Source organism: Microbacterium sp. CFBP 8794 (assembly GCF_014841235.1).
GTDB lineage: Bacteria > Actinomycetota > Actinomycetes > Actinomycetales > Microbacteriaceae > Microbacterium.
Window position 1 is genome coordinate 68,745 of record NZ_JACYTT010000004.1, and the last position, 13,598, is coordinate 82,342.

13 protein-coding genes and 1 pseudogene are annotated in these 13,598 nt (G+C 71.4%); 4 read left to right on the top strand and 10 right to left on the bottom strand.

Going from position 1 to position 13,598, the window contains the following annotated elements:
- Window positions 1-32 precede the first annotated feature (32 nt).
- On the bottom strand, window positions 33-524 hold the full coding sequence (locus tag IFU19_RS11185; RefSeq protein ID WP_070409626.1) for a MarR family winged helix-turn-helix transcriptional regulator: 492 nt from the start codon (window positions 522-524) through the stop codon (window positions 33-35).
- Window positions 525-563: 39 nt separating this feature from the next.
- On the opposite strand from IFU19_RS11185, the pseudogene IFU19_RS16670 reads away from it, so the two are divergent.
- From IFU19_RS16670 to IFU19_RS16675, 3 genes and pseudogenes are all read left to right on the top strand, one after another.
- A pseudogene (locus tag IFU19_RS16670) lies at window positions 564-677 on the top strand (EamA family transporter); the annotation flags it as partial.
- Between the two features lie 71 nt (window positions 678-748).
- Window positions 749-1,267 (top strand): DNA/RNA-binding winged helix domain-containing protein, encoded by a 519-nt coding sequence (locus IFU19_RS17150; protein ID WP_441004777.1) that lies wholly within the window; start codon window positions 749-751, stop codon window positions 1,265-1,267.
- The gene (locus IFU19_RS16675) at window positions 1,153-1,407 is read left to right on the top strand and encodes an EamA family transporter (protein WP_342343407.1); all 255 of its coding nucleotides are present in this window, start codon (window positions 1,153-1,155) and stop codon (window positions 1,405-1,407) included. Before IFU19_RS17150 ends, IFU19_RS16675 begins: the two co-directional genes overlap by 115 nt.
- Before the next feature lie 61 nt (window positions 1,408-1,468).
- Here the strand turns inward: IFU19_RS16675 and IFU19_RS11195 are convergent, their stop codons facing one another.
- From IFU19_RS11195 to IFU19_RS11235, 9 genes are all read right to left on the bottom strand, one after another.
- Window positions 1,469-2,302: a DUF2807 domain-containing protein gene (locus tag IFU19_RS11195; RefSeq protein WP_192013857.1), complete on the bottom strand. Its 834-nt coding sequence runs from the start codon at window positions 2,300-2,302 to the stop codon at window positions 1,469-1,471.
- Entirely contained in the window at window positions 2,299-2,964 is a 666-nt protein-coding gene (locus IFU19_RS11200) for a LuxR C-terminal-related transcriptional regulator (protein ID WP_191915701.1), read from the bottom strand. The genes IFU19_RS11195 and IFU19_RS11200 overlap by 4 nt, the downstream gene beginning before the upstream one ends.
- Window positions 2,952-4,307 (bottom strand): sensor histidine kinase, encoded by a 1,356-nt coding sequence (locus IFU19_RS11205; RefSeq protein ID WP_055839772.1) that lies wholly within the window; start codon window positions 4,305-4,307, stop codon window positions 2,952-2,954. Before IFU19_RS11205 ends, IFU19_RS11200 begins: the two co-directional genes overlap by 13 nt.
- A gap of 64 nt (window positions 4,308-4,371) precedes the next feature.
- Window positions 4,372-5,574, bottom strand: coding sequence for a substrate-binding domain-containing protein (locus IFU19_RS11210; protein WP_192013859.1), 1,203 nt, complete (start codon window positions 5,572-5,574; stop codon window positions 4,372-4,374).
- Window positions 5,575-5,648: 74 nt separating this feature from the next.
- Window positions 5,649-6,824, bottom strand: coding sequence for a multiple monosaccharide ABC transporter permease (gene mmsB / locus IFU19_RS11215; protein ID WP_055839920.1), 1,176 nt, complete (start codon window positions 6,822-6,824; stop codon window positions 5,649-5,651).
- 76 nt (window positions 6,825-6,900) lie between these two features.
- Window positions 6,901-8,427, bottom strand: coding sequence for a multiple monosaccharide ABC transporter ATP-binding protein (mmsA, locus tag IFU19_RS11220; protein ID WP_055839923.1), 1,527 nt, complete (start codon window positions 8,425-8,427; stop codon window positions 6,901-6,903).
- A gap of 160 nt (window positions 8,428-8,587) precedes the next feature.
- Entirely contained in the window at window positions 8,588-9,691 is a 1,104-nt protein-coding gene (gene chvE, locus IFU19_RS11225) for a multiple monosaccharide ABC transporter substrate-binding protein (protein WP_055839925.1), read from the bottom strand.
- 317 nt (window positions 9,692-10,008) lie between these two features.
- Window positions 10,009-11,034: a LacI family DNA-binding transcriptional regulator gene (locus IFU19_RS11230; RefSeq protein ID WP_055839778.1), complete on the bottom strand. Its 1,026-nt coding sequence runs from the start codon at window positions 11,032-11,034 to the stop codon at window positions 10,009-10,011.
- 106 nt (window positions 11,035-11,140) lie between these two features.
- Window positions 11,141-12,463 carry a M20/M25/M40 family metallo-hydrolase gene (locus tag IFU19_RS11235; RefSeq protein WP_192013861.1) on the bottom strand — a complete coding sequence of 441 codons (1,323 nt, stop codon included), beginning with the start codon at window positions 12,461-12,463 and terminating at the stop codon, window positions 11,141-11,143.
- 80 nt (window positions 12,464-12,543) lie between these two features.
- Between IFU19_RS11235 and IFU19_RS11240 the strand changes: the two genes are divergently transcribed.
- Complete coding sequence (locus IFU19_RS11240; protein ID WP_055839783.1) at window positions 12,544-13,527, top strand: Gfo/Idh/MocA family protein; 984 nt, start codon at window positions 12,544-12,546, stop codon at window positions 13,525-13,527.
- Window positions 13,528-13,598: the final 71 nt, after the last annotated feature.

Below are 13,598 nucleotides of genomic sequence, written 5' to 3' on the forward strand. Positions count from 1 at the left end.
GCGGCGCCTCGCGCGCGCCGGAGGGCCGGGGCTCAGACGCCGAGAGCGCTCCCCCACTCGCGCAGCAGCGATTCCAGGGCGCGGCGCTGGGCGGGAGTCAACGACGCGAGCAGGCGCTGCTCGTTCGCCGCGTGCGCGACCACGGCCTCGTCGATCACCCGGCGGCCCTCGGCGGTGAGCGAGACCACGCGACCGCGACCGTCGCCGTCGCTCGCGCTGCGCGAGACGAGACCGGATGCCACGAGCCGATCGACGCGTTTCGTCACCGCGCCGGTGGTCACCATCGTGTGGCGCGCGAGCTCACCCGGGGCGCAGGCGTAGGGCTCGCCGCCGCGGCGCAGGGCGGCCAGGATGTCGAACTCGCCCTCGCCCAGACCGAAGCGCCGGAAGACGCCGAGCAACTCGGCCTCGAGGTGATCGGTGATGCGGCTGAGGCGCCCGAAGATCTGCATCGGTGAGGCGTCGACGTCGGGGCGTTCGGCGGCCCATTGCTCGACGATCCGGTCGACGTGGTCGGCATCCATGCCCCCACTATATCTTCCGCGGAAGCTATAGTTCCTTCCATGGAAGATAAATGGCGTCTCGTCGCCGTCACCGCGGTCGCCCCCATCGCCTGGGGAGCGACCTACGTGGTCACGCGACATCTTCTGCCGGCCGATGCCCCGCTCTGGGGCGCGGCGCTCCGCGCCCTCCCCGCGGGCCTGCTGCTGTGGGCCCTCGCCCGCCGCCGGCCGCGCGGCAGCTGGTGGTGGAAGGCGCCGGTGCTGGGGCTGCTCAACTTCGGCGCGTTCTTCGTCCTCGTCTACCTCGCCGCGCAGCTGCTGCCCTCCTCGATCGCCTCGTCGGTGATGGCACTCTCGCCGCTCACCCTCGCGGGTCTCGCCTGGCCCCTGCTCGGCCAGCGCCCGACCCTGCGCTGGGCCGCGGGAACCCTGCTCGGCGTCATGGGTGTCGTGCTCGTGGTGGGTTGGAGCACCGGGGTCGTGCCGGCGCTCGGGGTGGTGATCTCGGCCACCGCGCTGCTGGTGTTCTCGCTCGGCGGCATCCTGGCCACGCGCTGGAGCGACGAGGTGCCGCTGCTCGCGACCACCTCGTGGCAGCTGATCGCGGGCGGACTGGCCCTGACGCGCCGTCGAAGGCGCACCGCCCCGGGTGGATGCCGCGGGGATCGCGGCCTACGCGGGCATCGCCGTCGTCGCGACCGCGCTCGCCTTCGTCTGCTACTTCACGGGCCTGCGTCACCTGCCCGCCGGCACGGTGGGACTGATCGGACTGCTCAATCCCGTGACCGGGGTGCTGCTCGGCGTCATGGTCGGTGGCGAGTCGCTCGCGGTCGCGCAGATCGCCGGGATCCTCCTCGTGCTGGCCGCCATCGCCGCCTCGCGCCCCGCCCGCACCCGCGCGTGAGTCGCCGGTATTCGTCGCCCGCGAGCCGAGCGGGGCGACGAATACCGGCGACTCACGCGGTTCAGGACGTCAGGGACACCTGTCCCAGCTCGGCCTCGACGTCGACGACCGACGTCGCCGACGGTGAGGTGCGCAGGCGGTTGTCGACGTTGCCGAGGCCGCCGTCGATCGTCACGTCGTACGCGTCGTCGGGCAGGGTGACGTCGGCCGAGCCCGCGGTGACCTTCACCGTGGTGTGGGCGGGCGCGCCCCCGTCGAGGGTGGCGGACAGGTTTCCCCCGGCCACCTCGAACGTCGCGGTGTCGACCCCGGTGAGCGTCGTCGACGCGGCACCCCCCGCCACCGAGACGTCGAGGGTGCGCGCGCTGCCCGACAGATCGACCGTGCCTCCGGCCAGTTCCACGGTCAGCGACGCCAGGTCGATGTCGAGATCGAGCGCGCCGCCGGCCACGTCGATGCGAGCGTCGAGATCGGTGGTCGCCGACGTGCGGGGCAGGGTGAGGGTGGCCGAGGTGGCGTCGCCGGCCCATCCGACGAGTCCCGCCCGGGGCGAGCTCACCCGCAGGGTGTCGCCGTCGCGCTCGAACGTCCACCCGCTCGAGTCGCGCCCACTCGTGTCGAGCCGGGCGTCGGCGACGTCTCCGTACTCGATGGTGAGCGCCCCACCGGCCACCTCCACGTCGAGGTCGGTGAGACCGTTCGTCGAGGTCTCGCCCGCGTCGACGGCGGTGCCGCTGTCGCGGAAGGTCGCCGCCGCAGACACGCCCGTGCCGACGACCGCGCCGAGGAGCACGCATCCGCCCACGACGATGGTCGCGATCGAGACGGCGAGGGCCGTGCCGCGGCGGCGGGGAGGGGCCGGCGGGGTGGGATCGAGCGGGGGCTGAACGGTCATGAGGTAGCTCCAGTGTGGTCGTGGCCCAGGTGGACGAGGGCGGCGATGACGCGGCGGTTGCCCGTCTCGCCCTGCTCGAGGCCGAGCTTGGTGAAGATGGCGGTGATGTACTTCTCGACGCTGGCCTCCGAGACGAACAGCGCCTGCGCGATCGACTGGTTCGAGCGTCCCTCGGCGATCAGGGCGAGCACGGAACGCTCGCGCTCGGTGAGGCTCTGCAACCGCTCGTCGCGGCGACGCCGCGCCAGCAGCTGCCCCACGACCTCGGGGTCGAGCACCGTCGCCCCGCCGGCGATGCGGACGAGCGCGTCGAGGAAGTCCCGCACGTCGGCGACCCGATCCTTCAGCAGGTAGCCGAGCGCCCCCTGCCCGTCGGCGATGAGGTCACTGGCGTACTGCTCCTCGACGTACTGCGACAGCACCAGCACGGGGAGTCCCGGATGCCGCGACCTCAGCGCGATCGCGGCGCGGATGCCCTCGTCGGTCCAGGTCGGCGGCAGCCGCACGTCGAGGATGCAGAGTTCGGGTGCGGTCTCGGCGACCGCGGCCTCGAGGCCGTCGGCGTCGGCGAGGGCGGCGACCACCTCGTGGCCGTCGTCGGCGAGCACGCGCACGAGCCCCTCGCGCAGCAGCACGCTGTCTTCGCAGATCAGGATGCGCACGGTACGTTCACCTCCACCGTCGTCGGACCGCCCTGGGGGCTGTCGATGCGGGCCGTGCCGCCGGCGGCGGTGACGCGGTTGACGATGCCGTCCAGGCCCCCGCCGGGGACGATGCGCGCACCGCCCAGCCCGTCGTCCTCGACCCGGGCCCACAGGGTCCCGTCTTCGCGCAGGCGTACGTGCACGCGGCATCCGGTCGCCCGGGAGTGCTTGGCGGCGTTGGTCAGCGCCTCGGCGATCGAGAAGTACACGGCCGCCTCGGCCGGACGGCTGCAGCGGCGCGACAGGCGCACGTCGAGGGTGACCGGGATGTGCGAGCGCGAGGCGAGCGCCGAGAGGGCGGCATCCAGTCCGCGATCGTCGAGCACCGAGGCGTGGATGCCGCGGGCGAGCTGGCGCAGTTCGGTGATGGCCGACTTGGTCGAGGCGTGCGCTTCGGCGACGAGCGCCTTCGCGGCCTCGGGGTCGTCGTCGATCTTGGTCTGGGCCAGGCCCAGCGTCATGCCGATCGAGACGAGGCGCGGCTGGACGCCGTCGTGCAGGTCGCGTTCGATGCGCGTGCGCTCCACCTCGGCGGCGCGGACGGCTCCGGCACGGCGGGTGTCGGACGTCCGTGCCTGCTCCTCGAGCTGTGCCTCGCGGGAGGGGACGAGGATGGCTCGGGCGATGACCCCGTGCAGCACCGCCAGGCCGACGATCGCGGCGAGCGACGCCACGAAGACGAGGAGTCCCACGAGCGGGGCGGCGACCCCCTCGAGGGGGACGAAGCCGAGCAGCCGCGTGTTCGACCACCCGAAGATCGGGCTGATCATCAACGCCAGGCCCCAGGCGGCGAGGCCGGCGACGGCGAGCGTGATGATTCCCAGCAGCGTCGCGATGGTGAACGAGGCCACCGCGCGCCACTGCCCGGGGTCTTTCGCCTGCAGCCAGATCGTGTCGAGGACGCCGACGAATCCGGGGCGGGGGCTCCGCCGCGGACGCAGCGGCGGCAGCCCGAAGCCGTAGAGGCCGTCGAGACGCGCGCGCTCGAACCAGGCGATGGCGAAGAGGACGTAGACGAAGGCGACGAGCACGATGACGCCGACGAAGAGGGCGGCGAGCAGTCCGAGACCGGCGCCCAGCATGCCGAACAGGGCGCTGAAGACGGCGGGGCCGATGAGGCCGAGCGCGGCGAGGTGCGCGGCGGCACCGGCCACCCGGCCGGGAGAGGCGACGCGGATGCGCGGCGGGGTCGGCGCAGCCGTGACGGCCGCGGGTGCCGACGCGGGCGCGGTCGTGCTCGCGGCGGGGTCGGTGCCCGAGGGCGCCGGCGGAGGAGGCGGAAGGACGGATGCCGTGGTCATGGGTTCCACGCTAGGGGTGAGCCCCGCGGGGGCACCGCCCGGCCAGCCCCCGTGCGCGTTCGGGTTATCCCGAAAGGTCGTCGGCGCGCAGCCAGCCGGTATCGACCAGGGCGGTGTCGACGTCGTCGGTCCGGAGGATCTCGGGCGACCCGCTCGTCACGCCGGCCTCCGGCGCGCGGCGGGCGAGGAGGGCGTCGATCGCATCGACGGTCGCCGGTACCAGGGCCCGCGGGTCGGCGAAGACGGTCGCGGCGATCGCGCCGTCGTGGAGCGCCCGCGCCGTGACGGTGTCGGCGCCCGAACCGACCACGAGCGGGACCGGCGCAGGAGCAGCCGTCGACGAGGGAACGGGGGTGGGAGACGGCGAGGCGTCGTCGTCGGCCGGCGGGTCGGTGGTCACCGCGGTCACGACGCCGCGTGTGACGGCATCGCCCAGGGCCAGCAGCGCGGTGGGGGCCGGGTCGGAGCGGCCGAGCGCGCGAGCACGGTCCTCGGCCGCGTCGGCGACGTCGAGGGGATCGTCGGCGACCGCCGCCTCGTCCCACGTCGCTCCCGCCACGAGGGTGAGATGCCCGTCGACGGCGGCCGGAGCAAGGGTCGCCACGGCAGCGTCGTACCGACGCCGTTCCCACGCGTCGTCGGTCGTCGCCGCGAGCACCGCGACACGGGCGGGCGCGACGACCGGAGCGGAATCGTCGGGGCTCGTCCCGGCGTCGGGCCCGGTGGTCTCGTCCGGGTCGGAGCCGGCGTCGGGCTCGATCGTCGCCCCGGCGTCGGACCCGGCATCCGGGGTCGCCTCGGACAGCTCCGCGAGCAGAGCCTCGGCCTGCGCGCGACCCAGCTCCTCCGGCTCGACGACCGCGGTGAAGGCGACGGCGTAGGCGGTGGAGGTCCGCCCGAAGAGCACGACGGGGTCAGTCCCCTCGGACGGGGGCGCCGCCGCGGAGACGTCGCCCGGCAGGGGCGCCACGATCACGGCATCCGCACCCTTCGTGCGCATGTTCTGCACCTGCGCGCCCTGCGTGCGGGCGTCGTCGGCCGCGAACTGCAGGTCGACGCGATAGCCGCGGTCGCGCAGAGCCGCGGACAGGGCGTCGCCGGCCCGCATCCACTCGGCGTCGGCGGTCGAGGGAAGAGCGATGCCGATCACCCCGGCACCGTCGCTCGTCCCCGTGGTGCGCGCGGTCGTGGACGTGCAGCCGGCCAGGGCCAGGGCGAGGACGGCCATGAGGGCGGCGGCGGCACGGAGAGGCGTGCGGGGGGTCACCCGCTCCATCCTGCCCCACACACGGGAAACGCCCCGTCGCGCGAGGCGACGGGGCGTTTCGGGACGAGCGTGGATCACCCGCGGGTGCGGTTCTTGTTCCACACGTCGAAGGCCACGGCCAGCAGCAGCACGAGACCCTTGATGAACTGCTGCACGTCGGTCGAGATACCCATGAGCGACATGCCGTTGTTGAGCACACCCATGACGAGACCACCGGCGATCGCGCCGACCACGCGGCCGACACCACCCTGGACGGCGGCGCCACCGATGAACGATGCGGCGATGGCATCCAGCTCGAACAGGTTTCCGGCGCCGGGGCCGGCCGAGTTCAGGCGACCCGTGAAGACGATGCCGGCGAGGGCCGCGAGCACGCCCATGTTCACGAACAGCATGAAGTCGACGCGACGGGTGTTGATGCCCGACAGCTTCGCCGCGGTGCGGTTGCCGCCGATCGCGTAGATGTGGCGACCGAAGACGCTCCGGCTCATGACCGTCGAGTAGCCGATGACCAGCACGGCGAGCACGACGAGCACGATCGGGGTCCCGCGCGAGCCGGGAGCGACGCCCAGCAGGTAGGTCAGGTAGGCGATGAGCGCGCCGCCACCGACGATCTTGAGGATGAACCACAGCTGCGGCTCGTTCTGCAGCTCGAGCGCCGCGCGCTTGGCGCGCTGGCGCACCTGCGACACGACGAACATGACCAGGGTCAGCACGCCGAGGGCGACGGTGATCCACTCGGCGGGCGAGCTGGCGGCCGGGAACAGGTCGGGGAAGAGGTAGCCACCGCCGAGCTGGCGGTACTCGGTCGGGAAGGGCGTGATCTGCGTGTTGCCCAGCGTCATCTGCGTGAGGCCGCGGAACAGCAGCATGCCCGCCAACGTCACGATGAACGCGGGGATGCCGATATACGCCACCCAGAAGCCCTGCCACATGCCGACCACGGCACCCAGGAGCAGCGACAGCAGGATGCCGAGCCACCAGGGCAGGCCCCACTGCACGATGAGCACACCCGAGACGGCACCGACGAAGGCCGCGACGGAACCGACCGACAGGTCGATGTGCCCGGCGATGATGATCATCACCATGCCGATCGCGAGGATCAGGATGTAGCTGTTCTGGACGATGATGTTCGACACGTTGCCCGCGGTGAGCAGACGACCGCCGGTCAACGCCTGGAACAGCAGGACGATGACGATCAGCGCGATGAAGATGCCGATCTCGCGCAGCCGAGAGGTGAAGAACTGCAGCATGCCGCCGGCACCGCTGCCGGTGCCGCCGCCGACGGGACCCTTCGGCGTGGCGGGACCCTGGGGGGTCACGGTGTTGTCAAGCGCTGACATGGTCGGCTTCCTTTTCCTTGGTCATGAGCACCATGAGGGCCTCGGGAGTGGCCTCTTCGATGGGCAGCTGGCCGGTGATGTGGCCTTCGCTGAGGGTGTAGATGCGGTCGCAGATGCCGAGGAGCTCGGGCAGCTCCGAAGAGATGACGAGCACCCCCTTCCCCTGCGCCGCGAGGGAGTTGATGATCGTGTAGATCTCGTACTTCGCGCCCACGTCGATGCCGCGGGTGGGCTCGTCGAGGATGAGCACCTCGGGGTCGGAGAACAGCCACTGCGACAGCACGACCTTCTGCTGGTTGCCGCCGGAGAGCTTTCCGACCACCACGTCGACGCTGGGCGCCTTGATGTTCATCGACTTGCGGTAGCGGTTCGCGACCAGGTACTCCTCGTCGCCGTCAACGAACCCGCCCTTGACCAGCTTGCGCATCCCGGCGAGCGAGATGTTGCGCTTGATGGTGTCGATGAGGTTGAGGCCGGCGCCCTTGCGGTCTTCCGTGACGTACGCGAGCCCGCTGCGGATGGCGGCGGGAACCGTCGAGGTGTCGGCCTTCTTGCCGTTGATGTAGACGGTGCCCGAGATGCGCGAACCGAAGCTCTTGCCGAACACGCTCATCGCCAGCTCCGTGCGACCGGCGCCCATCAAGCCCGCGATCCCGACGACCTCGCCGGCGCGCACCGTCAGGTTGGCCTCGTGGATGACGACGCGGTTGGCGTCGGTCGGGTGACTGACGTTCCAGTCCTCGATGCGCAGCACCTCGTCGCCGATCTCGACGTCGCGGTCGGGGTAGCGGTTCTCGAGCTCGCGGCCGACCATCCCGCGGATGATCCGGTCCTCGCTCGTGCCGCCGGTGGCGACATCCAACGTCTCGATCGTGCGACCGTCGCGGATGATCGTGACCTCGTCGGCGATCGCGCGGATCTCGTTGAGCTTGTGGCTGATGATGATGCAGGTGATGCCCTGCCCGCGCAGGTGACGGATCAGGTCGAGCAGGTGCTCGGAGTCGTCGTCGTTGAGCGCGGCGGTGGGCTCGTCGAGGATGAGGAGCTTGACGTCCTTCGACAGCGCCTTCGCGATCTCGACGAGCTGCTGCTTGCCGACACCGATCTCGTTGACGGGCACGTCAGGGCTGTCGCCCAAACCCACACGGGCGAGGAGCTTCGAGGCCTCGCGGTTCGTGGCATCCCAGTCGATGAGACCGCGGTGCGTGATCTCGTTGCCGAGGAAGATGTTCTCAGCGATGGACAGGTAGGGGCTGAGGGCCAGCTCCTGGTGGATGATGACGATGCCGGCGGCCTCGCTGTCGCGGATGTCCTTGAACTCGACGGTGTTGCCGTCGAAGACGATCTCGCCGCGGTAGTCGCCCGCGGGGTACACACCGCTGAGCACCTTCATGAGGGTCGATTTGCCGGCGCCGTTCTCGCCGCAGATGGCGTGAACCGTCCCGCGCGCGACGGTCAACGACACGTCGGCGAGCGCGATGACGCCGGGGAACTCCTTGGTGATCGAGCGCATCTCGAGGATGGTGCTCACGAGGTCCTCCTTGCAGAACCGGCTCGTGGCCGGTCGGGATGATGGGGCGGGGGCGCTGCGCGCCGACCCGCAGGAGCCTCCGCCGCGACCCGGTCGGGCCGCGGCGGAGGCGGGGTGGGAGGGTCGGAACCCTCCCGGGGGATCAACCCAGGTCGGCCTCGGTGTAGTAACCGCTGTCGATCAGGAGTTCCTTGTAGTTGTCCTTCGTGACGATCGTCGACTCGAGGAGGTACGAGGGGACGACCTTCTTGCCGTTGTCGTAGGTCTTCTCGTCGTTGACCTCGGGGGTCTCGCCCTTGCGGATGTCGTCGACCATGGTCACGGCCTGCTTGGCGAGCTCGCGCGTGTCCTTGAAGATCGTCGAGTACTGCTCACCGGCGATGATCGACTTGATCGAGCCGGCCTCGGCGTCCTGACCCGTGATGACCGGCAGCGCGTTCGCCGCGTAGCCGCCCGAGGTGAGGGCCGAGATGATGCCGATCGACAGGCCGTCGTAGGGCGAGAGCACGCCGTCGAGCTTGGTGCCGCCGATGACGGTGAGGATGTTCTCCATGCGCTTCTGCGCCGTCTCGGGCAGCCAGCGGAGGATGGCCGCCTGGCCGAACTCGGTCTGGCCGGAGGGAACCGTCAGCACACCCTTGTCCATGTAGGGCTTGAGGGTGTCCATGGCGCCGTTCCAGAAGTACGTGGCGTTGTTGTCGTCGGGGCTCCCGGCGAACAGCTCCACGTTGAACGGGCCGGCGGCGCCGGTCTCGGCGCCCGACGCGTCGAGCACGCCGAGGCCGGTCAGGAGCGACGTGGCCTGCTGGACGCCGACCTTGTAGTTGTCGAACGTCGTGTAGTAGTCGACGTTCTCGGTGCCGTTGATCAGGCGGTCGTACGCGATGACGGGGATGTCGGCGTCCTTGGCCTGCTGCAGCACGTCGGTGAGCGTGGTGCCGTCGATCGAGGCGACGATGAGCGCCTTGGCGCCCGAGGTGATCATGTTCTCGATCTGCGAGACCTGCGTGGGGATGTCGTCGTTCGCGTACTGCAGGTCGACCTGGTAGCCGAGCTCTTCGAGCTGCGACTTGACGTTGTTGCCGTCGGCGATCCAACGCTCCGACTGCTGGGTCGGCATGGCGACGCCGATGATGCCGCCGGCTTCTGCCGAGTCGCCGCTGCCGGCGCCGGTGCGGTCTCCCGCGCAACCGGCCAGGCCGATGCCGAGCGCGAGGACGCCCGCTCCTGCGATCGCCTTGAGCATGCTGTGCTTCTTCACTCTGGTTCCCTCCGTTGGGTGTTTGTCGCGATGTCCCCCGAGGAGCCCATCGCGGGCAGTGCTGACGACGCACGTCGGGCGCACGGTCGGCGGGGCGAAACGGAGGCGGTCGATGAGGCGGGTCACCCGCGTCGTTCGAAACGTCTTCGTCTCGACGGATCCGCTCCGCAGCGAGTCCCGTCGGCCGTGTGACCCGGTCATGTGACCGTTCACATTGTGTGAGTGATGCTACCTCGCGCTGAGCAGTGGCTGTCAAGTCCCGATGCGTTCGCGGTCCAGCCGTTGCCGAAACGTGACGAAAGTCACCACGACGGCGGAGCCGTCGACGAGCGCACGATCAACCGCAGGTGATCGGGCTCGCCCGCGGCGATGTCCTCCACGTCGACCCCGAGGGCGGTGAGCAGATCGATCACGGCGCGCGTGCCGATGCCGGCGAAGTCCTGCCGCACCGTCGTCAACGGCGGCCACAGGTGCGCCGATTCGGGAACGTCGTCGAAGCCGACCACCGAGATGTCCTCGGGCACCGAGCGACCTATGGCGCGAACGGCATGCATGAACCCCAGGGCCATGTGGTCGTTGCCGGCGAAGACCGCGGTGGCATCCTCGGTGCGCAACAGCTCGAGCCCCGCCTCGAAGCCGAACTGCGCGCTCCAGTCCCCCAGCACCGGCGGCCGGGGGGAGAGATCGTGGGCGTCCATCTCAGCGAGGTACCCGCGCATCCGATGATCGGCCTCGACCCAGTCGCGGGGCCCGGCGATGTGCAGGATGCGGGTGTGCCCCAACTCGATGAGATGACGCACTGCCGCCCGCGCGCCGGCGGTCTGGTGGTTGTGCGACGAGGTCGTGCCCGTCGACGACACGATCTGCACGGGCACCGGGAGCTGCAGCTCGTCGAGGATCGGCAGCACCCGCGTCTGGGGGGCGACGGCGATGAGCCCCTCCACCGACTGCTGCATGAGGTGGTCGATCGAGGCGCGCACGTCGTCGGGCGCGCTGGTGGCGAGGTTGGTCACCGTCAGGCGGTATCCGGCCGCGCGCGCGGCCGACTCCACGGCCTGGATCATGGTCGCGACGCCGAACGTCGTGGTGCGCGGGCCGAGGACGCCGATCAACCGGGAGCGACTGGTGGCGAGGGCGCGGGCCGCCTGGTTCGGCACGAACTTCAGCTCGGCGATCGCGGAGCGCACCTTCGCGGCCGTCTCGGGTCGCAGCTGCGGGCTGTTGTTGATGACACGCGAGACCGTCTGATACGACACTCCCGCCAGACGGGCGACGTCACGGATGCTCGGGGCGCGGCCCGTTGCTTCCGGGGTGTCGGTGTCGCTCATGGTCCGCCTCGTCGCGGGTCGCGCGCTGTTGCGTGACCGGTCACACGAGACTAACCGACGCGCGCGCCTCCCCCGTCGGCCGAGGTTTCCCCCCGTCCACGGGGCGTCAGGACTCCAGCAGGGCGCGGTAGAACCGGATGCCGCGGAGCCACACGTCCACGCGGATGCGCTCGTCGGGAGCGTGCAGCGCGTCACGCTCTGCGCGGGTGAGGTGGAACGGCGCGAAGCGGTACACGGCGTCGGTGAGACCGGTGTAGAAGCGGCTGTCGCTGGCGCCGAGCTGCAGATAGGGCAGCGCGACCACGTCGTGGCCGAGGGCCGCCGACACCGTCGCCGACAGCCGCCGCCAGGCCTCGCCCCGCCACGGCGACACGGGCGAGGGTTCCCCGCCGTGGCGCAGATCGATGTCGACGAGCGGGTCGGCCACGGCGCGGCGGAGGTGCATCGCCACATCGGCGAGGGTGTCGCCGGTGAGCAGGCGGACGTTGACCCCGGCGCGGGCGACCGTGGCCAGCACGTTGTCGCCCGCCGCTCCCTCGAGACGCGTGACGACGGCGGTGGTGCGCACGAGTGCGTTCGTCTCGGGGCCCACCCGCGCCAGCGCCCTCGTCAGCAGGGGCGCCGTGACACGGCCGTGCCGGAACACCGTGCCCAGCGGGGGCGCGGCGTGGGCCGCCGCCGTCGCGAGCATGGCCCGCACGGGTGGGGCGAGGCGGAGCGGGAACGGGCGGCGACGCAGGCGATCGACGGCCCGGGCGAGACGGGCCGTCGCGGGCATGGCCGGGGGTGTCGAGGCGTGTCCGCCGGCCTCGCGCGTCACGAGGTCGAACGTCGCGACTCCCCGTTCGGCGACGCCGATCATGGCGGTGGGCGCGGCGACGCCGGGAACGGCTCCCTCCACCACCGCTCCCCCCTCGTCGAGCACCAGGGCCGGACGCACGCCCCGCGCGGCGAGCAGCGCGGCCATCGCCTGCGCCCCCGTGCCGCGGGTCTCCTCGTCGTGGCCGAGGGCGAGCCAGATGTCGGTGCGCGGGACGACCCCGTCGGCCAGGGCCTGCTCTACCGCCTCGAAGATGGCGACGAGGGCGCCCTTGTCGTCGATCGCCCCCCGGGCGTGGATCGTGCGGTCTGCTCCCTCGCCCACGATCTCGGCCGAGAACGGCGGATGCCGCCACTGCTGCCCCTCGACGGGGACGACGTCCTGGTGCGCGAGGAGCACCAGGGGGGCTGCGTCGGTCGTTCCCGCCCAGCGGTAGAGCAGCGACCGCCCCGCGACGACCTCGCGCTCGAGTCGGGTGTGGACGAGCGGGTAGAGACGTTCGAGTGCGGCGTGGAACGCGGCGAAGGCCTCGTCATCGACGTCGGCGGGGTCGAACCGCGACACCGTCGCGATGGCCAGGAGCTCGCGGAAGCGCTCGACGGGCGTCATGCGACGAGCCTAGACGGCCGCTCCTGTCGCCGTGCGGCCCGGCGGGCCCCCGGAGGGTTGCGCGCCGATACGGTGGGGGTATGACCGGACTGCACTGGGGCATCCTCGCCACGGGCGGCATTGCGCACGCCTTCACCTCCGACCTGCGTACCGCCGGTCTCCACGTCGCCGCCGTCGGCTCACGCCGCATCGAGAGCGCCCGAGAGTTCGCCGAGACCTACGGCATCCCGAACGCGCACGGCTCGTACGACGACCTCGTGGCCGACCCCACGGTCGACATCGTGTACATCGCCACCCCGCACCCCGGCCACGTCGACACGGCGCTGCTCGCCCTCGACCACGGCAAGCACGTGCTGGTCGAGAAGCCGTTCACGCTCAACGAGGTCGAAGCCGCCGCCATCCGCGACAAGGCCGCCGAGAAGGGTCTGCTCGCCATGGAGGCGATGTGGACGCGCTACCTGCCGCACATGGTGCGCATCCGCGAGATCCTCGCCGCGGGAACACTCGGCGAGATCCGCGTGGTGTCGGCCGATCACACGCAGAAGATCTCCACCGACCCCGCGCACCGCCTCAACGCGCTCGAGCTCGGCGGCGGTGCGCTGCTCGACCTCGGCATCTACCCGATCTCGTTCGCCGTCGACGTGCTCGGTCTTCCCGAACGCATCACCGCGCTGGCGCGCCTGTCGGATGCCGGGAGCGACGCCGAGGTCGCCACGGTGTTCGCCCACGCCGGCGGCGCGGTGTCGACCACCGTGTCATCGTCACGGGGCGCCGGCACCAACTCGGCGCAGATCGTCGGCACCGAGGCCCGCATCGAGATCGATCGGGTCTGGTACACCCCGACGTCGTTCCGCGTCGTCACGCCCGACAACGCGGTGGCCGAGCAGTTCACGAGCGAGGTCGAGGGACGCGGCATGCAGTATCAGGCCCTCGCGGCCGAGCGTCTGATCGCCGCGGGCGCCACGTCGAGCGACGTGCAGCCGATCGATGAGACCGTGGCGATCATGGGCGTGCTCGACGAGGTGCGCCGGCAGATCGGCGTCGTCTACCCCGGGGAGCGCTGAGCCCGCCTCACGGTCTCCGCACGCGCGGGGCGGCACACGCGGGCGGCACGCCGGCAGGGGTGCCGACTACC